This is a genomic window from Oceaniovalibus sp. ACAM 378, assembly GCF_008085915.1.
Lineage (GTDB): Bacteria > Pseudomonadota > Alphaproteobacteria > Rhodobacterales > Rhodobacteraceae > Oceaniglobus.
Window position 1 is genome coordinate 151,519 of record NZ_VSJK01000005.1, and the last position, 21,113, is coordinate 172,631.

At 65.1% G+C, this 21,113-nt stretch carries 3 protein-coding genes (2 of these 3 only partly in view); all 3 read right to left on the reverse strand.

Annotated features, from left to right (window positions below):
* Tightly spaced (each overlapping or abutting the next), the 3 genes in view from FQ320_RS08210 to FQ320_RS08220 form a layout consistent with a single transcriptional unit that may run on beyond the window.
* On the reverse strand, positions 1 to 1,090 hold the 5' portion of the coding sequence (locus tag FQ320_RS08210) for a non-ribosomal peptide synthetase (protein WP_187393823.1). Its footprint begins 18,830 nt before the window's first position; 1,090 of the gene's 19,920 nt are visible here — the first part of the coding sequence; it begins with the start codon at positions 1,088 to 1,090; the stop codon falls past the left edge of the window.
* Positions 1,087 to 2,421 carry an NAD(P)/FAD-dependent oxidoreductase gene (locus tag FQ320_RS08215; RefSeq protein WP_148471235.1) on the reverse strand — a complete coding sequence of 445 codons (1,335 nt, stop codon included), beginning with the start codon at positions 2,419 to 2,421 and terminating at the stop codon, positions 1,087 to 1,089. The genes FQ320_RS08210 and FQ320_RS08215 overlap by 4 nt, the downstream gene beginning before the upstream one ends.
* Positions 2,418 to 21,113: the 3' portion of an SDR family NAD(P)-dependent oxidoreductase gene (locus tag FQ320_RS08220; RefSeq protein WP_148471236.1), read on the reverse strand. It continues 1,281 nt past the right edge of the window; the window shows 18,696 of its 19,977 coding nt (coding positions 1,282-19,977); its start codon lies off the right edge, out of view; its stop codon occupies positions 2,418 to 2,420. Before FQ320_RS08220 ends, FQ320_RS08215 begins: the two co-directional genes overlap by 4 nt.

Below are 21,113 nucleotides of genomic sequence, written 5' to 3' on the forward strand. Positions count from 1 at the left end.
AGCCTTCGTGACGAATCGCGTTGACGGCGCGGTGGACGGCCACCAGCGCGCTGGAGCAGGCGGTATCGATCACCGCGCTTGGACCATGGATGTCGAGCAGGAAGGAGAGCCGGTTCGGACAGAAGGCGTGGCCGATCCCGGTCAGTTGCTGCGCCTCCATGATACCCGCGCGGTTGACCATTTCGGTATAATCAAGAAGGTTGATGCCCAGAAACAGCGCCACCTTGCGCCCGGCAAGCGATCCGGGGGCAAGGCCAGCCTGTTCGATCAGGTGCCAGACGACCTCAAGGAACAGGCGGTGCTGCGGGTCCATCAGCTCGGCCTCGCGGGGCGAGATGTTAAAGAACGCCGCGTCGAAAGCATCAACATCGGGGACAAACCCGCCATATTTCACATCGGAAAACGCGCCCTTCTTCGGGTCGCCGAAACTGGCCCGCCAATCCCAGCGGTGATGCGGGATTTCCTCGATGCAATCGTCGCCTGCCGCCAGATGGGCGGCTAGGGTCTCGATATCGGGGCTTTGGGGAAAACGACCCTCCATCGACAGGATCGCGATGGGTACATTTGCGGGAATGGTTGCGGCCGGGGGCAAGACGGTGGTCTGCTTTGGAATGGCGGCAGCCCTTTGCCGGTGGATCATCTCACGCGCCCAATCCTGTGGTTGTGGCGCGGGGACCGGGCGTGCCGGCTCGGGTGAGTGCTGGGCGTAATGCGTCGCTATGGCGCGGCCGTTGCGATCGCGCAGGATACTGGCGAGATCATCCAGATGGGTGGCCTCGAAAAACATCGTCGGTGGGCAGGACACACCGAAACTGCGTGAAATCTGCGCCATGATTTCGGTGATCGCGATGGAATCAACCCCGAGGTTTGCGAGGTTTTCGCGCGGGTCAAGCTCGGCGGGCGCAAGCCCCAATGCGCGCGCGGCAATCAGGTGGACGTCATGGGCGAGGCGGTCTGTGGGGGCGATGGCCACGCCCGGCGAGACTTCGGGCATTGCATCCGCCAGCCGTGCACCGGCGCGGGCGATCAGCTCATCATCGACCAGTCGCGCCATCCGGGCCCGCAGCGCTGTTTCGGTATCGTTTGTCATTCTGCGGCCTCCCTGATCTGCACTGGCGCGCCTTCGGCCAGCATGTCGCGATAATGGCGCATATGGCCCAGCAGCTTCCACAGGTCCGCCTCCCATTGGTGGCGATAACTGTCGATGAAATACCCCTGCCCCAGATCGGGCGTGTCAGTCTTTTTGGCGGCCAGAAACCGATCCAGCCCCGCGGTGCGCCCAAACAGCGCGTTTGCGTAATTGCGCACGAAAAGCCCCTGTGTTTTCAACCCATCGCCCAAGCCACCGGCGGCGTTGATGAAGCCCATGAACAACAGGTTGTCGTGATTTCGCGGGGTTGAATGAAGAAACAGATCGGGGATGTCGCCGCTCCACTCCAGCAGATCGTCGTCAAGAAACGGAAAATCGCGACTATAGCCGGTGGCGTAAAGGATCACGTCGAATGTATCACTGGTGCCATCGGCAAAGACCACGCGGGGCCCTTCAAACCGGGCGATATCGGGGCGAGGCGCGATATCGCCGTGCCCGATATGATAGAGCAGCAGCGAATTCATCACCGGATGGGCACCGTCCAGCGGATAATCGGGGCGCGGCAGCCCATAGTCGGCGCCATCAAAACCCGCAAATCGAAACACCTCCTGAATATAGGCCAGCGTCTCGGTCTTGGTGGAGAACTTGTTGCCCAGCTCCATCATCCATTGCGGCGTTGGTTTGCCATCAATGAATTTCGGCTGATAGTAATAGCCGCGTCGCGTGCTGTGATGCACCGATTGGGCGGTGCGGATCGCATCAACCGCAATATCACAGCCCGAATTGCCGCCCCCCACCACCAGCACCCGCTGATCACGCAACTGGTCGGCGGTCTTATAGTCGCAGGCGTGCAGTGTCTGCCCGTCAAAAATGCCCTTGCCCGTCCTATCGGGAAACCGCGCCACACGTTGCAGTCCGTTGCACACCACAACCAGCGGATAGTACGCATCCTGCCCCGCCCCGCTGATCAGTCGCCAGCCCTGCCCTTCGTGCGTCAGACGCGTGACCGGGGCGTTGAAATGCGTCCGTTCATACAGCCCGAAGGCCCGCGCATAGGATCGGACATAGGCCAGCATCTGTCGGTGATCCGGGTAATGCGGGTAATCCTCGGGCATCGGAAAATCGGCGACCTGCGTGTTGAATCGCGGTGAAATCAGGTGCAGCGACCGGTAAGTGCGCCCCGAAGCAGCATCGCCGTTCCAGACGCCGCCAAAATCGGCCTCAGCCTCATAGATATCCACCTCGATCCCGCCTTCAACAAGCTCGCGCGCGACGCCGATTCCGGTGGGGCCGCCGCCGATGATGGCGACCTTTGCCTGTGCTCTGGTCATGGCAGCGTTTCCTCGTCCATAAATATATCGCGGCAGTGTTCGGAAGGTGCAATTCCCACCTGTTCAAGGCGCAAGACCTCGGCCCCCGCCCGATCAAACACGACCGCATCAAAGGCCCTTTGATCCTGCTGTGCGCGGGCGATCCGAACCACGGCGCCATCCCCCACAGCCGCAAAGGCGGCGATCCGGCGGGCCTGTACCGGCAGTTGCGCGGCACCATTTTCGCCCGCACATCCCTGCGCGAAAAAGCCGAGCAACCGCCAGACGGATTCCAGAACCATCGGACAGAACAGTCGTCCGCCGCTTGCCACATTGTCCAGCCGTGCGAACAGGCGGTCACCGTCGCGGTGCAACGCGCTGATCCCTACGCTGGCCTTCGGAACCGGGCCGCGGCCTCCATCGAAAACGCGGAACGCATCACTGATATCATGCCCCGGCAACACTCCGCCCGGTTCAATCTTTTCGCGCGCCGCGGCGTCAATCGGACCGCGCACACCGGAACCCAGATGACAGGGCGCAGTCCCCGGCGCGCCAGTTTCGATCCGGTAAAGAAGCCCCACATCGTCGGCCATAGCCACCACGGTGAAATCGCGCGGCCCCCCGGCCCTCTCTATGGGCCGCCCCCAGATCAGATCGCACAGCTCGTGCACCGGCGCATCCGACAGCTGTTCCAGCGCGCGCCGTGCCATTTCGGGCAGGAACAGCCCCGAAAATGTTCCCTCGGTCCCACGGGACAGCAAAAACGGCTCGTCGCGCGAAATGCGCCGGGTCATCCGCCCGATTTCGGCAAAATCCGGCGCCTGTCCCAGCGTCGCGGGGGCGAGCGGCGTGGGCGAGGCAGCGACCTCGGGGGTGGCCCAGTACGATACCGTCTCAAACGGATAACCGGGCAGATGCAGACGCGCCGTGTCACGCTTTGGCCATGTCACGTTGATCCCCGAGGCCCAAAGCGCCGCAACCTTGTCCAGCCGTGCAGCATCACCGGCCTGCAGCCAGACGGCGATCAGGGCGCGCGTGTCCGCATCATCCGCAAAGGGCGCGGCGTTTTTGGACGTGCGGTGCACCCCGGCCAAAGGCACGCCTTCGGCCACCGCTGACAGCTTGCGCAACATTTCGGACCGCGAGGAAAACACAAACGCCATCCGGTCTTCCATAACGGCCCGCCCAGTTTGAAGCGTATGCGCCAACGCGCCGCAGTCCAGATCTGGATCGGCAGCGACGAACCGTTCCATCCGCGCCGCATAGTCGCGCAGCCGAGCGTCATTGCGCGCCGACAGAACAAGGATTTCTGGGCCCTGGCCGGGCTGCCGCGTGGCGCGGGTGAAGTCCTCCAGCACCAGATGCGCGTTCGTCCCGCTGAACCCAAAGGAACTGACGGCGGCGCGGCGCGGCCTCCCGGCGGGCCAGTCCTGCAATGTGCGCGCCACCTCGAACGGGATCTTGGCAAAGGGAATATGCGGGTTTGGCACCTCAAACTGGATCGACGGCGGGATCTGACGGTGTTCCAGCGCCAGCATCGCCTTCATTGCCCCCGCAATCCCCGCCGCAGCCAAAAGATGGCCGACATTGCTTTTGACCGATCCGATGGCACAGCGATGGTCGGGGCCTACGTCCCGGAACGCATCGCGCAGCCCCTCAACCTCGATCGGGTCGCCGAGTGGTGTGCCTGTGCCGTGACATTCGACAAGGCCGATACCCTCCGGATCAATCCCGAACCGGGCGTGAATATCGCGCATCAGCGCGGTCTGTGCCGCCGGATTGGGCGCGGTGATGCCATTGGTGCGCCCGTCCTGATTGACGCCCCAGCCCTTGATCACCCCATGGATCGGATCGCCGTCGCGTCGTGCCTGCGCCAGCGGTTTCAACATCACCACCCCCACGCCTTCGCCCGGGACGAAACCGTTGGCGCCCGCGTCAAAGGAATGGCACCGCCCGTCGGGCGAGAGCATCCCGACCTTGGCCGTGTCGATGAAGATTTTCGGCCCGACCATCACCGACACGCCCCCGGCCAATGCCATGTCGCAGGTGCCAGCGATCAAAGCCTCACAGGCCTGCGCAATCGCAACCAGAGAGCTGGAACAGGCGGTATCGATCGAAACGCTGGGCCCTCGAAGATCCAGCAGATACGAAATCCGCGCCGCAAGGATCGAGCCGGAATTACCCAGCAGGCTATAGCTGTTACGCTCGGATATCAGGGTTTCATAACCGCTCGGCCCCGAGGCGGCAAACACCCCGACACGCCCGCCCGCCAGTGCCGCCGGGTCGATTGCGGCGTCTTCGATGGCGTGCCAGGCCGATTGCAGGAACAACCGCTGCTGCGGGTCGGTCAGCTCGGCTTCGCGCGGCAGAATGTTGAAGAACCGCGCGTCAAATTCATCGACCCCGTCCAGTGCCCCCATCCATTTGCAATAGGTCCGGTTCGGGGCCTGTGGATCGGGATCATAATGCTCGCCGATCACCCAGCGCGAGGCGGGTATTTCAGAAATGCAATCGCGCCCGGCTGCGATATTGGCCCAGTATTCGCCCAGATCCGCGGCTTTGGGAAACCGCCCCGATGCACCGATGATGGCAATATCCATAGCACCATCCGGTGCGGCGGCAGTGTTTTCCTGTGCGGGTGCGATCGAAATGGGAGCCGGAATGGGAGCCGGATTGGGGGCCGGAGTGGAGGTCAGTTCAATCGCGGCCGGATGCAGCGACCCAAGGTGGGCAACAAGCATGCCGACGGTCGGATGGCCATAGACGACGGTGGCGGGCAGATCGACGCCAAACCGGGTATTCAGGTTGCGAACCCAGGTCACCGCGAGGATTGAATCCAGCCCCAGATCAAGGAAGGTGTCAGTGTCGCGGATATCGCCCGGCTCGATCATCAGATCTTCGGCCAGCGATGCGATGACCGTATCGCGCATCTCGGGGGTGTCCGCCTTTGGCGTGGCGGGTCGCGGCCGCGGGGCCGCACCGTCGCCGACAAGCGTGGCGATATGGCCCGTCAGGGCGCCGACACTCGGATGGGCATAGACGACGGTGGCGGGCAGATCGACGCCAAACCGGGCATTCAGGTTGCGAACCCAGGTCACCGCAAGGATCGAATCCAGCCCGAGATCAAGAAAGGTGTCAGTGTCGCGAATATCGCCCGGCTCGATCATCAAGTCTTCGGCCAGCGATGCGATGACCTTATCGCGCAGGCGTGTGGCATCGAGCGCGGCGGCACTGGTTGGCTGTTTCATTGTGGGCAAATCTCCGAACCGTTCGATCAACCGGGCGCGCACCCGGTCGTTGCCGACAAAGGTTTCATCGTGCATCGCAAGCTCACGGGGCAGCACCTCGTTCAACCGGATGCGCAATGGCGCGGCGGCGGCGGCTTTTTGCGCCATCAGCGCGGATCTGTCTTCCCGCGCCAAGGTGCGGGCCATCCCAAGCGCATGATCCAGCACCGCGCGCCCGGGTTTCACCACCATCCCGGTTGCCCGCGCGCCGATATCGCGGCCACGGTATTCGCGGGCCGAAAACAGCACCTCGCGCCCCAGATCGTCACCCAAACGATACGGGAAGATCATCGTCGCCCCGGCTCCGGGCGTAAAGCCGAACCATAGGTAATTGCTGTGGAAAACCGCCTCGGCGGCCAGAACCGCATGATCGCAGAACATGCCCAGCGACCAGCCCGCACCGATCCCGTGACCCTGTATCGCGCCAATCACCGGCAGCGGGCAATCCAGCGGCAGGGAATAGATCCGCCGGTCGGTGAACCGGCTGCCGCCTTGTTGCAGATCGGCCAGCCCGTCAGCGGTGCCGCCACAGGCGAAATAACTGTCGTGGCCGGTCACGACGACAACCTTTGCCTGTGGTAATCCGCCCAGCGCGGCGAAGGCCTTTTCCAGCCCGTCCATCAGCGCCGGTGTGAACATGTTGCGCCCGGCCCGCTCGACCATTCGCAGGATGGCAACGCCGCTGTCCTCCAGCGTCAGTTCCACAACCGGCGAATCCACATCGACCCGCCGCGCAGTCCCGACCGGCCCGCGCGTATCGGCAACTGGGGGTGCGGCGGGCGGGGACAGATCGCCTGCCGTCAGGGGTGCCGAATGGCGCATGTGACGTTTGAGCAGCACCAGTGCGGCGCGCGGCGCGTCAGCGATCTCTTGCGCAAGGCTCAGTGCGGCATCTTTCACCTCGGCTGCGGGCACCCGCCGCACACCGGGAAAATCTGACGTGGCAGTGGGGCAGCGGGCGGCGTAAAGCCGCTGCGCCAGCGGCGTCAGTGGTGCAGGAACATCGTCAAGCGCAGCACCTTCCCCGAGAATCAGGAAATCGGCGAGCATGGCAAGTCCCGCACCGCCCCCCGACGCCCCTGTCGGCGCGGCAAAGATCACCGGCAGCGCGCATTCGGCCACGGCGGCGATATCGCCCCCCGACCCGCCCAGCGCGTCTTTGTCACAACAAAGGACGACAACGCGCAGATCCTTGTTTGTACCCGCATTGGTCATCTCATCGCGCAATGCCTGTGAAAGAGGCACGCCCCACGGCCCGGTCAGGGTAATGAGACGCACACCGCCGCGATCCTCGGCACGATGGATCGTTCCCGCCGGGGCCGGGGCGGTCCTGCCCAACGGGGCAAGCGTGACCTTGGCGCTTTTCGTGTCAGAGGTCCGTTGCGCCATGACGCTGACCTGTTTCGCAGCGGCGAGGCGGATGCGCCCTGTTTCGGATGGGGCAGGCTCTGGTCCCGGTTCGCAGATGCCGGCCCCACCCCAATAGCGCCGGTCGGCCAATGGCGTTGTGGGCATCGGAACGCGTCTGCGCGGGGTGGCGAACAACGCCGCCGCGTCGGGTGTTCCGCCGGTCAGGAAAACCTGCGCCCAGACGTTCAGCCATGCGGTTCGGTCTGCGCCCTCGGGTGTTTCGGGCGGCGAAATGCCATCGCCGGGCACAACCTCGGCGCTTGCAACATCGGCCGCCACACCAGAGGACCAAGCCAAGAGCGCGGCGGCGGCCTCCGCGCGATCCGCAGCCACAAACGCCAACCGGTGCGCCAGATGACGCCGGCCAACAAGCAGGGTGAAAGCCACATCGGCCAGCGCCTGTTCAGACTGCGCCGTCAGATGCTCGGACAGGTTTTGCGCCTGCACCCTCAGCGATTCAGCACTGCGGGCCGACAGCAGGATCAGCTGCGGCTTGCCATCGTCAGGCAAGGCCGGGCGCACGGGCGCCTCTTCGATCACCGCGTGGGCATTGGTGCCACTAAAACCGAACGAACTGAGCCCCGCACGGCGAATCTGCCCCGCCCGCGCGGGCCATGGCAGCGCCTCGGTTACCGGGCGCAGCGGGCTGGTGGTGAAATCGATGGCGGGGTTGCCGCCAGCGATATGCAGCGTCGGCGGGATGGCCTGATTGCGAAGGCTTTCCAGTATCTTGCACAGCCCTGAAATGCCCGCCGCCGTCGTTGCGTGGCCGATGTTCGACTTGACCGAGCCGAGGTGCAGCGGATGCTCTGCCCCCCGCCCGGCAAACACCCGCGACAGCGCGGCAAATTCGATCGGATCGCCCAGAGGCGTGCCGGTGCCATGCGCCTCGATCCAGTCGATACTGTCGGGGGCGATTGCGAAATCTTCCATCACCTGCCGGATCAGGCGTTCCTGCGACATGGCACTGGGGGCGGTGATTCCGTTTGTGGTGCCGTCCTGATTCATCCCGCTTGCGGCAACCACGGCCAAAATCGTGTCGCCCGCGGCCAGCGCCGCCGACAGGGGGCGCAACAGGACGGCACCCACCGCCTCGCCGGGGACGATCCCGTCGGCATCGGCGCCGAAGGACGCGCAGCGCCCCGAGGTTGACAGCATCCCCGCCGCATTTGCCGAGCGGAAGAATCGCGCCGTGGATTGGACAAAGACGCCCCCGGCGATGGCCAAGTCGCATTCGCCAGCGCGCAGGCTCTGACAGGCCATGTGCAACGCGACAAGTGAACTGGAACAGGCCGTATCCACCGCCACCGCCGGTCCCTTCAGGTCCAGCCAGTATGACAGGCGCGCAGGCACAAGCGACGCGGTATTGCCCCAGAACGCCTGCCCCGGCGCGCCCTCGCCCAGAACCTCGGCATAGTCGCCATGGCTGCATCCGGCAAAAACGCCACAGCGGCTGCCAATGATGTCTGCGCCGCCGTGCCCGGCGCTTTCCAGTGCCTTCCACGCCTCTTCTAGAAACAAGCGTTGCTGGGGGTCCATGCAGGTGGCCTCGGCCCCCGAAATGCCAAAGAAAGGCGCGTCGAACCGGTCAATTGCGTCCAGAAAACTGCCGTGATTGCCGCCCGGTCCCGTGACTTCGAACCGGCTGGCCGGTTCAGTCAGATCGCGCCCGGCAGCCAGATGCGCCCAGAGCGCGGCAAGGGTTTCAGAGCGCGCAAATCGACCGCTGGCGCCGATGATTGCGATGGGTTCGCATGTGGCGCTGGGCGGTGTGGCTGGTGCCTGTTTGGCGATGGGATGCTGGATTGTCAGGTGTTGGATCAACTTGGCGGCGCTGGTGAAATCGAACAGCGCCGTCTGATCGACAGAAACCCCAAGCGTCTTGCGCAGCCGATGCACAAATTCTGCGCCGAGGATGGAATCCAGCCCGTAATCGGCAAAGCTGCGGTGCCGGTCGATTTGCCCCGGCGCGACGTTAAGCGTGTCACCAAGCGCCTGAAGCACTGCCGCGCCGATAGTGTCATGCGCCAGCGCATCGGGTTGGACCTGTTCGGGCCGAATGAGTGTCGCAACGGCGTCGCGCCGTTCTGCCGCCCGCGCGGCAGGGGCGTTCACGGCTCGGGCAACGACGATCTGCTGACCCAGCCGGGTTTCAGCCGCATCCGATCCGGCGATCCATTCGAAACCCGTCTCCTCCAACACCCGGCGCCAGCCGTCGGGGGTAAGCGATGGTGTTCCTTCGATCCGCACCTCGGGATCGGTAAACCGCCACCAGCCCTCAAGCAGGCCAAAGGTGACATGGGTGAACAGACTCGCCGCGCTGGTTTCGTTCAACACCAGCATCCCGCCTTGCACCATGGTTTCACGCACCCGCGTCAACGTCTCGCGGATGTCTGCGGTCGCGTGCAAAACATTGGCGGCGATCACGATATCATGGGCCCCCGGCGCGATATCCTGCCCGTTCAACGGTACCTCGACATTGAACAGTGCGGTTGTCAGCCCCGGCATCCGGTCGCGATAGGACCGTTCCGCATGGATCAGAAAAGCGCGCGAAACGTCAGAATAGACATAGGCGGCGATCTTGTCGGCCTGAGCGGTCAGGGCGTCGAAGACCGGCTCGCTGGTGCCGCCGGTGCCCGCGCCGATCTCGAGGATCCGCAGCGGGGTCGCGCTGCGCGCCACGATATTGCTCACCGCTCCGGCGGCCGTGTGGCTGAACCGGGCGGCGACGGCGTTTTGCTTGTAGACCGCCTCGACCAGAGATTGGCGGCCTTCGGGAAATAACACCGTGGTGGCGGCCAGTCGCCCGGTCAAGATGTCGGGCAATGCGCGCAATGCCACTTCGGCCAGATCCATCTGCGCCGCAGTTTGCCCGGATGCACGGTGGGCGGCCCAACGCGCCCAAGCTGCCGCTGTCGATGCGGCGCATGGACCAGTGCGCGTGTGCAATAACCCCCGGGCCGCCTTGGTCCAGCGCGCGAAGGGCGCGGCGATTTCGGCGTCGGACAGATCGGCAAGACTGGCCGACAGAACATCGGCGATACACTGTTCCAAAGCGTCGGCCTGCGCGGTCAGCGTGGCGTCGCCCCGGTGCTGATCCAGCAAGGCGCGCAGGGATTCATCCGGGGTCGGACGCGCCGTTTCCAGCCAGAATCTCTGCCGCTCGAACGGATAGGTGGGCAGCGAGACGATCCGCCTTGGCCCGCCATCCCGCAGCGGCACCCAATCCACGGAGCTGTCCGAAACCCAACGGCGCAGCGCTGCATGCAGCACGCTTTCCTCACGCACGCCCGCCCCGGGCAGGATTACCGCCTGCGTCGGGCGCCCCGACAGCCAGTCGTCAAGCGACCGCGCCAGATCTGCGGTGTCGCGGGCAACGATGCCGACCCGCGCCGCCATCGCCTCACGCCCGATGTGCAGCGTGTGGGCGATGTCCCGCAGGTTTGGACCCGGAACACCCGTTCCCCCCAGCAGCGTTGCAAGGCCCGAGGGCGTCTGCGCCTCGACGATCTCTGGCCGGGTCGGGCGACGGCCAATAGTCTGTTCGATCCATCCGGCAAGCGCAGTGAACTGCGCCAAGTCCAGCCCGAGGGTGTCGAACCGTTCCTCAGGGTCGATATCATGCGCCGCCACGTCGAGCAGACCAGCCAGCGCGGTGCAGATTGCAGCAGCGTTGACCGGCTGCGTGGGTGCGCCGGAACCTTGCCGACGCAAGAACGCCAAAAGCTGCACCCCCTGATCGCGCAGGCGGGCATCGTTCATCGCCGACAACAGGATTGATTCGGGCCCGGCGGTGTCGGGCACAGGGAAGGTCTCGACCCATTCCTCGATCACCACATGGGCGTTCGCGCCCCCGGCCCCGAACGACGACACCCCCGCAATACGCGGCCTGACGGCGGGCCAGGGTGCCAGATCGCGCTGCAACACGAACGGCGTGGTCGCAAGATCAAGGTTGGGGTTGGGTCGCGCCGCATGCAGGGTGGGCACCAGCATGGCATGCTTCATCTGCAGCACCACTTTGGTCAGACCCGCAATTCCAGCCGCCGCCTCGAGATGGCCAATACCCGACTTGACCGAACCCAGTGCGCAGCGACCCTGCGTGACAGCATCCACAGCGAATGCATCGCGCAGACCGTCAAGTTCGATCGGATCGCCCAGATCGGTGCCGGTGCCATGCGCCTCGATATAGCCCACAGCATCCGCCGTTACGCCCGCATCCGCCAGCGCCGTGCGGATCACGTCGCGCTGCGCGGCGGGGTTCGGGACGGTATAACCATGGGTGCGCCCGCCGTGGTTCACCGCACTGCCCCGGATCAAGGCGTGGATCCGGTCGCCGTCGGCGCGCGCTTTTGACAGCGGTTTCAGGACGATACAGCCGACACCCTCGCCCGGAACAAAGCCATCGGCCCCCATGCCAAAAGCGGCGCAGCGTCCCGTGGGGCTAAGCATATGCGCCGCACTCAGCTCAACATAATTGGAGGGATGGAGATAGAGGTTAACGCCACCGACAAACGCCATGCCGCAGGTGCCCCGGCGCAGCTCGGCGCAGGCGGTATTGATTGCCACCAGCGACGAAGAACACATGGTATCGATCGGCATGCTTGGCCCCGCAAGGCCCAGAATATGCGACACCCGATTGGCAATGCTGGCGAACGATGTGCCGGGCCGCACCAGTGCGCCACCCTGTCCACGGAACGGGCCATGCAGCGCGAACCCGGTTTTCGTGACACCGACGAACACGCCAACGCGCGCGCCGCCATGTTCAACCCCCGCCACAGCCCCAAGCCGCTGGCGGGTATATCCGGCATCCTCCATCGCCTGCCAGGCCGCCATCAGGAACAACCGCTCTTGCGGGTCCATCGCTGCCGCCTCGCGCGGGGAAAGGCGGAAGAACAGCGGGTCGAAATCGGCAAATCCGTCGAGAAACGCACCCCATTTGGAAGAGCTGAGGCCCCGGGCGGCAGCCTCGTCAGGGTCGGGTTCGTAAAATCCGTCAAGCGGCCAACGCTCGGCCGGAATCTCGCGAACCGCGTCGTGGCCGTCACAAAGGTTTTGCCAGAAACGGTCCAGATCGGGGGCATCGGGATAGCTGCCGCTCATGCCGATGATGGCGATGGGCTCGTGGGAGGGATGAGCCTTTGCAGCGGCAGGGGCCGGAGCGGGACCGATCCAGACGCGGCAGGCGTCCGGCTGTGCCTCGGTCAGGTGGCGGGCCACGGACGCCAAGGTGAGATGGTGGAAAAACAGCGTCTTGGGCAGCGCATCAAACACCGAGGCCAGCGCATTGTTCAGCGCGGTGATCATCAGCGAATCGATACCGTAATCCTCAAGCGGGCACTGGGGGTCGAGGGTGGACTCCTCCAACCCACTGACCTGCGCGAACACGGTGATCAGCCGTTGCAACACCCCGTCGGGCGCTGAGGTGTCGCCGCTTTGCTCCGGTGGCGCGGGTCCAGATGTGGGCGAATCGCCAAAGAACTGTCGCATCCGAGCCGCATCACCCGCCACAACAGCAATCTGCCCACCACGCATAGCGTTGATATTTAACGCAGACAGCCCCAGATTGGTCGGCATCGGTTCCTGCCCCATGCGGCGCGACAGGGCCGCGCAGGTGGCGGCATCGACGCGCATGCCGCCCGCGGCCCAGAGTGGCCAGGCGATTGAGGTGACGGTGCCCCCGGGCAGATCGGCCAATGCGTCGAGAAAGCCATTTGCCGCCGCGTAATCCGCCTGTCCGGCGTTGCCAAAGGGCGAGGCAAGCGATGAGAACAGCACGAAGAGTTCGGGCGCATGGGGCGCGCTGGCCGCCTTGAGCGCCAATGCCCCTGCCACTTTGGGCGCGAGAACCGCGTCCAGATCGGTGTCACTCTTGGTGCCGATGAATCCGTCGCGCAGCACGCCCGCGCAGTGCAAAACGCCGGTCAGCCTGCCGTGAACCTCGACGATATGGCCGATCAGATCCGTCACCGCCTCTGCATTGGCTGCGTCCACCTGACGATACACGGCGACGGCCCCCGCCGCGCGCAGGTCGGCCAGCACGTCAGCATCGCCAGCGCCCCGCCGCCCGGTCAGCACCAGCACGGCACCCGGCGCCGAATGGGCGATCTCTTGCGCGACCAATCGGCCAAGGCCGCCCATGCCACCGGTGATCAGATACACGCCATCGTCCCGCCAAGGTGGTGAAACAGCACGGTCTGGCACTTCATCCCAGACTTGCACCATGCGGCGGCCCTGATCGTATCGCGCGACTGTCCCCGAAGGTGCGCCCGATCCCTGCCAAAGCCAATCGGCCACGGTATCCGCGCCCGCCTCTTGCGGGACCTGCACCACATGAACGCAAATGCGCGGATCCTCGTCAGCGGCACTCATCAACATGCCGCCCAGTCCGGCGAACAGGGCGCCGTCGCCCTCTGCCGGGACGGCCAGTTGGATCACGACGGGTGCCTCTTGATCCGGCTGCATTTCGCCCCGCAACAGCGCCAGAAGGCGGAGCGCGGCCTCGCCATATTGCTGTGCCATGTCACCACCCGCGGGATCGAGCGGTACGACCGTCGCACCCTGCCCCGGCGCGATGTCCACGCCACACCCGATTGCAATCCGGCGCAAGGAACTCGGCGGCGCGGTCACGTCGCGCGCACTCCAGCGGGGTGTGAACATCAGGCGGGCGGGTGCGCCCCCGGAACCGGGTAGCGTTTCGGGCCGCGGATCGGCCCGCGTATCAGGCAGCCAGAACCGGGTGGGCGCGAAATCATGCGGTGGCAGCGGCGCGCGATTGCCCTGCGGCCCTTCATAACTTTCCAGCACGACATGGGCATTCGCACCGCCAAAGCCAAAGCTGCTGATCCCTGCGCGACGCGGCGCGCCGCCCGGGGGCCAAGGCGTGCGCGCGTGCAACAGACGGAACGGGCTTCCTGTAAGATCGATATGCGGGTTTTGCGGATCGGCATGCAGGGTCGGTGGCAATTCGCCGCGATCCATCGCCATCAGCATCTTGATCACCCCGGTGAGCCCGGCCGCCGCCTCAAGATGACCGATGTTCGATTTGACGGAACCAAGCCAGACAGGCCCGGACGCCGTCCCCTCAAAGGCCAGACGCAGGCCGTTCACCTCGACCGGATCGCCCAGTTCGGTGCCGGTGCCGTGACACTCGATGCACGACACACTGGCCGGGTCCAACCCCTCCATCGCGGCGGCAATCAGGCGGGCGTGGGCCTTGGCGTTGGGCGCGGTCAGCGCCCCTGCCCGCCCGCCGTGGTTTTCCGCGCCCCCGGCAATCACCCCGAGAATCCGGTCGCCATCGCGCAGCGCCACATCCACCCGTTTCAGCAATACCGCAGCACAGCCCTCGCCCCGCGCATAGCCATTCGCCGCTGCGCCAAAGGTGTGGCACCGTCCTGTGGGCGACAGCATCCCCGCCCGGTGCGGTCCCGCGAACCCATCGATCGAGAGGCACAGGTTGACCCCCCCGACAATCGCCGCGCCGCATTGCCCCGATGCCACCGCGTCGCGCGCATTCAGCAGCGCGATCAGTGAGCTGGAACAGGCCGTATCGACCGCGCGGCTGGGTCCGTGCAGATCGAATTGGTGCGACAGGCGGTTCGCCGCCATGGCAAGCGAATTTCCGGTGGCACCATAGCCATCGGCAGGATGCCCGCACGCACGCCACAGATCGGCGTAATCAAGCGATGTGATGCCCACGAAAACGCCGGTGTCGCGAGGCAGTTCAGCCGGGGTATAGCCCGCGTTTTCCAGCATCCGCCATGCGGTTTCCAGCAGGATCCGCTGTTGTGGATCAAGCCGCGCCGCCTCGGTGGGTGACATGCGAAAGAACGCCGCGTCAAACTTGTCGATATCCTCAAGAAATCCGCCATGCATCGCGAACCCGGCCGAGCTGAATTCTTCGCCATAGGCGTTTGGAAAGCGCTTTTGGGGATAGGCACCGGTCAGGTCGCGCCCGGCCAACAAGTTGTCAAAGAACGCGTTAACATCCGGGCTTTGTGGAAAACGCCCCGCCATGCCGATAATCGCCACGCGCGTATCCGGCAGCGGCGGCGGTGCCCGCAACGTCATGACGGACGTGGCGCGTTGGGCCATGGCGGGTCGTGGTGTCGAAGGCGCGGCGTGATGGCGGCTCAGATGTTGGCTCAGCGCTGCGATATGTTCACATTCGAAAAAGATCGCGGGCGACAGATTGGATTTGAACGCGGCGTTGATCTCACCGGCAAAGCGGGTCAGCGAAATGGAATCAAACCCCAGATCGTGAAAGCTTTCGCGCAGGCCCAGATCGGTTGGCTCGAAGCCAAGGATTGCCGCCGCCATATCGCGCAGGACATGGGCCGGGCCGGCGACCGTGGATTCTTGCACGCGATCCCGGTCCGCGTCGACAGGCGCGGCACCGCCCGGCACGACGACGGTGCCCAGTTCCTCGCCGGTTTGGCCCAACAGGCGGATATCAAATCCGCCTCCCGCCTTCGGGCGGACCCACACATGGGCGACCTCGCCCGCCGTGGCCCATCCCGCCTCGACCGGTCCGATGCGTGCCGGATCAACCCCGGCAAAAAGCAGCACCTGAACCATGGCCCCCAGCACCGGCGCGTCGCAGGTCACGTTTTTCTTGAACCGATCCTGCTGCGCCGGAGATTGCGCCAAATCGGCAAAAAATCCGCCGTCGTTCAGCCGGTGCAGGCCCGTGATAACGTTCAGAAATGGGCCGAACCTCAGCTTTTGACGGGCAAGGACATCGTAGAACGCCGCACCCTCAACCGTTTCGATGGCCGACAGGCGCAGAGCCACAGGATTGACCGGTGCGCCTTGCGCCGGTGCCTCACCCAGCCGCGCGCCGATCCAATCATGTTTCGCGCCCGCCTCATCCACCGCCACAACGCGCGCCGCCCCGGAAATCACCGTCAGATCCAGACGCCGCACCTGACGCCAGTAGGGCGGCGCGCTAACCGTCAGATCGGACACCGACGGGCACGTGGACAAGCCAGCAATCCGCGCCAGCGCAGCGACGATGTCAAAGGCCACCAAGGGAACGATTGTCGGCTGCCCGCCCTCAGTGAACAGATAATCGCGCAGCTCGGACAGGTGGATCGCGGTGCTGTATCGCAGTCCGGTGGCATCGGACAGGTTTTCGCCGATGAACGGGTGCAGCTTGGATCGCGCCCCCATTGGATGCACGACCGAGGGCGCATCAAGGGCCTCGGGGTACCAGCAGCGCACCTTTTCAAACGGATAGGCGGGCAGACAGACGCGGCGCCGCGCGCGCCCCTCGTGCAGCAGCGGCCACTCGACAGCAGCACCGGCGCACCATGCCTCGGCCACAGCCTCCAGCCGTCCGGCGTGGCAATCCTGTCGCAGACGCTCAGGATCGTCGGGCGGATCATGATCGAGGATCGACGCAGCGTACCGGCAATCCGCCGTGGCACCCTCACGCTGGAACGCCGCGATCCGGGCAAGCGCCTCGGCTTTGTCCGACGCCACAAAGGCCATCCGGCACGACAGTTCGTTCTTTCCCGATTGCAGGGTGTGGGCAATGTCGCCGATATGATCCTCGGCCGCACCCTGCAGGAAGGCGGTGAACCGATCCAGAACCGCGACAAGGCGTGTCGGGTTCATCGCTGAAAAGACAAACAGATGTGGTTCACGCGCAGAGACCGGGCGCGGGGATGGCACATATTCCTCGATCAGGATGTGTGAATTCATCCCCCCCGCCCCGATCGACGTGACACCGGCGCGGCGCGGCACCTCGGCGCCGGTGTCGTCCCGCAGGTGCGGCCAAGGCGCGCGTGTGGTCTGGATTCGGAACGGCGAGGTGGCGAAGGGAATATCGGGGTTCGGCGTCTCGGCGTGCAGCGACGGCGCCAGTTCGCCGTGCCGCATCTGCGCCAGCACCTTTGCGACCCCCGCCAGCCCCGACGCCGCCAACAGATGCGCCACGTTGCTTTTCACCGTACCGATGGGACAGATCCCCACGTCATCGGTATATTTGCGGAACACCTGGGTCAGCGCGCGAATTTCGATCGGATCGCCCAGAGCGGTGCCCGATCCATGCCCCTCGACATAACCGATGGTTGTCGGATCGACCCTTGCATCGTCGAACGCGTCCTCGATGGCGCGGGCCTGCTGCGCTGGGCTGGGAACGGTGAAGCCGTTGCGCACACCGGCATTGGAGATACCGCTGCCAATGATAACGCCGTGAATACGATCGCCATCGGCGCGGGCGGCGGCCAGCGGTTTCAGCACGACAGCGCCCACCCCTTCGCCCAGAATCGTCCCCTCGGCCCCCAGGCCATAGCCGCGGATCACCTCGGCTGATTTTGAGGTGAAATGCTCTTGCGATGTCGCGATCAGCTTTTGCGGATGAAGCAGCAGGCTTACGCCACCGGCCAGCGCCATCTTGCAGCGCCCGGCGCGCAACATATGCACCGCCTCATGGATACAGGTGGAGGAGGCGGAACACATGGTATCAAGGAAATACGACGGCCCGGTCAGCCCGTAAAAATACGACACCATATTGGGAATCGTGCCAGTATAGCTGCCGCTGGCCAGCGATGGACGCATCAGCATGTTCTGAAAGCCGTAAAGATCGTATTCGTTGGTCATCGACCCCATGATCACGGCCACGTCGCCGCCGTATTGGCGCGCGATGGTTTCCCGCGAATATCCGGCGTCCTCAAAGGCTTCGACGCTGGCCTGAAGAAACAGGCGCACCTCGGGCGACATCAGCTCGGCCTCGGTCTGGGATATGCGGAAATACCGCGGATCGAACCGGTCGATGTCGCGCAGGAAAGCGCCCGTGCCCACCACCGTCTTGCCCAGCACATCACGTTCGGGGTGATGCAGCGCGGCGTTGTCCCAGCGGTCTTGCGGGACCGGTTCAAACCCGTCTCGACCCTGCGCCAGCATCTCCCAGAAAGCGTCGCGATCATCGGCGCCCGAAACGTGCAGCGACAGCCCGACAATCGCGATATCGTGCAGATCATCGTTAGCCTTGGCAGGTTGCGCTGGGCGCTGCGTGATTTTCGCATCCGGTGCGGCAAGCGGCGCGGCGGGTGGCACGTCCGCGTCCTGAACAAGGGCGCTCAGGGCGGCGGAATATTCGGCCACCAGATGATCGGCCAGCCCGTCCAGATCGACAAATTCAAAGAACAGCGTCTTGGACAGCGGGCCAAGCCTCTCTTCCAGTCGCGTCGTCGCCTCGACAATTGCGATGGAATCAAGCCCGTATTCCTCAAGCTTGCGCTTCGTGCGGATCCGCCCGGCATCGGTTTGCAGGACGTCGGCCAGGATATCGCGCAGGTGGGCAATGGCCGCATGTTTCAGCGCGCCCGTGCTCACCACGGCCACAGTGGGCCGAGGCGTCACGGGGAGAGGTGCGGTGCCGAAGCGCTCCAGCACATCCGCGATCCGCCCCGGTTGGCCATGCATCACCGTCAGCCGGGGGTGATCGTCCCCGGTCAATGCCGCCTCCAGCGCGGCGATGCCGGATTCTGTCGGCAATGGATCGATGGCAAGGCGGCGGTTCATCGCCTCTTGGGTGGCCGGATCGGCCGACATTCCGCCATCACGCCACAGCGGCCAGCCCATGGCCACCGTGCGACCGGACCGCGCACCGGTGCGCACCGCTTCGGCACGGGTTTCGGCGAATGCATCCATAAACGCATTCGCCCCGCCATAGATCGCCTGCCCCGCCATGCCAAAGACCGAGGCGACCGAAGAACACAGCACCATGAAATCCAGCGGCTGATCGCGTGTCGCCCGATCAAGGTTGATCGTGCCCGCCACCTTTGGGGCGAAGACCGCCGCTGCCCGGTCGCTGTCTTGGGTCAGGACATAACCGTCATCCAACCAACCTGCCGCATGGATGACGCCCTTGATCGGCCCGTGGTCCGTGACGATCCGCGCCATCGCGGAATCGAGCGCGCCCACATCGGCAACATCGCAGGGCACATATTCGATCTGCGCCCCACCCTCGCACAGATCATCCAGCGTTTCGCGCAGTGCCGGAGCGAGGGCGGCGCGCCGCCCGCTCAGCACAATCCGGCGTGCACCCCGGTTGATCAGCCAACGGCAGAAGATAATCCCAAGACCGCCCAGCCCCCCGGTGATCCAATAAACGCCCTGACTGTCAATCTTGATCGGCGCGGTGCCAGTGTGCGTCAGGGCACGCGGGCGCCAGACTGTTCGCGCGCCGTCAACCGTGTGGCGCAGGTCGGTATGGGTGTCGGCGACGCGCGACTCGACCCCGGCGACGGTGGCCAGCCTTTGTGCGGTGATCTCGCCGAACAGCGTAACGCGCCGCCCGTCGATCCGGGGGTTTTCAAGCGTGATCGTCTTGAACAGCGCGACCAGCGGCGCGGTAATGCAGTCCGCCACATCCGCCCCGGTCAGCGCCAGAATGCGCACTGGCCCCTTCACCCCGTCGCGCAAAACATCGCGCAAAAGCCCGTGGGCCTGTTGGAACAGGGCAAGCGCGGCGTCACCCTCGCATCCGTCCGGAAGGGTCAGCGCCTTGATGGGCAGGCCGGTTTGCGCGCGCAGCGTTTCCGCCAAATCCGCTGCCGCGCCGATCAGCCATATCTGTGCCCCGGCCACTTGCGGAGCGGGCGCGGGTTCGGCGCGGCAATCCTGCCACACACCCGATGCAAGCGTCACGGTGTCGGGGAGGTGCGCAAGGTCATCCTTGGGCGGCGCGGCAAGCTGCCCACCTTGCACCAGTTTGAGAACAAGACCGCGAAACGCGACCGCCACGGCCCCGGATCCATCGCAGAGGTCGATATCGAATTCGCGCACAGGCGCGCCGGATATCGCTGGTCGGATTTGCCGCAGATGCGCCCACATCACCGGCACGCAGGGGCCGCGCACCTCGATCCGGCGACAGGCGAAGGGCACTGCGGCACTGCCCGGCGCTCCACCGTTCAGCGCCACCCAAGCCTGAATTGCCGCGTCCAGCATCACCGGATGCAACGGCATCGCATCAAGCGTCGGGATCAGCCGTCGCGGCAACCGGATCTGCGCCAGCACCGCACCATCGCCGCGCATCGCCTGCTTCAATGCGCGGAAGGCTGGACCATGCACGACACCGCTTTGCACCAGACGGTCATAGCAGGTTTGCGCATCCACCCTGTCGCTCAGCGAAGACTTCAGCCCCGCCAGATCAACGACCTGCGGCGCAGCGTCAGCGAGGCGGCGGATCACGCCCTGTACAGCACTATCCTGCCCCTCTTCCCTGACGCGGAACGAGATCGCATCCGCGCCGCCCGCCAGCGAAGTTTCAATCGTGACGGGCCGCGCGCCAGCTTTGCGGATCGGGCGACGCCAGACCACATCATCCAGCGCAAAGGCGCCGTCGGGCAAAGCACCGGCCAGACGCGCTGCTGCCGCGGCCAGTTCCAACGACACCACCCCGGGCAAAACCGGATCGCCGCCCACATGATGATCAGACAGCACGAATTCATCGCCGCTCAGCACGCTGCGGAAACGACATTCGCCAAGCGTCGAGATATTGCGCTGCAACAGCGGGTGAAGCGGTCCGGCCTGATCCTTGGCGCCCAAGGACAGGTCCATCCAGTGCCGCTCCCGCTCGAACGGATAGAGCGGCGCGTGAATCCGGCGGCCCGGTGTGGTCAGCGAGGTTGGCCAATCGTCCACCTGCCCCGCCACCCAGTCCTGCGCCGCCGTCAGATCGAAATCTGCGCCACTGGCCCCGACGATCACTGCGGCAGGCAGATCGGGCCCGTGGCCTTCAACGGTGGCAATAATATCGTCAGCGCTGTTGCCCACAACGACACAGCGCATCGCCATATGGTCGCGCCCCGATTGCAGCGTGAAGGCAAGGTCGCCAAGGGCATCGCCGCCGTCGCGCAAATGCTGCGCAAGCTGCGCAACCCGCTGCGCCAGGGCCGCTGTGCTGCGCGCCGAAACAGGCAAGACCACCGTCCCGCCGGGCGCAGCGGCCTCGGAGCGAGCGGGCGGTTCTTCCAGCACAACATGCCCATTGCTGCCGCCAAAGCC

What these genes read in the sequence shown, in the direction of transcription:
- FQ320_RS08215 (WP_148471235.1), bottom strand. Translation starts at nt 2,421, where the DNA reads ATGACCAGAGCACAGGCAAAGGTCGCCATCATCGGCGGCGGCCCCACC.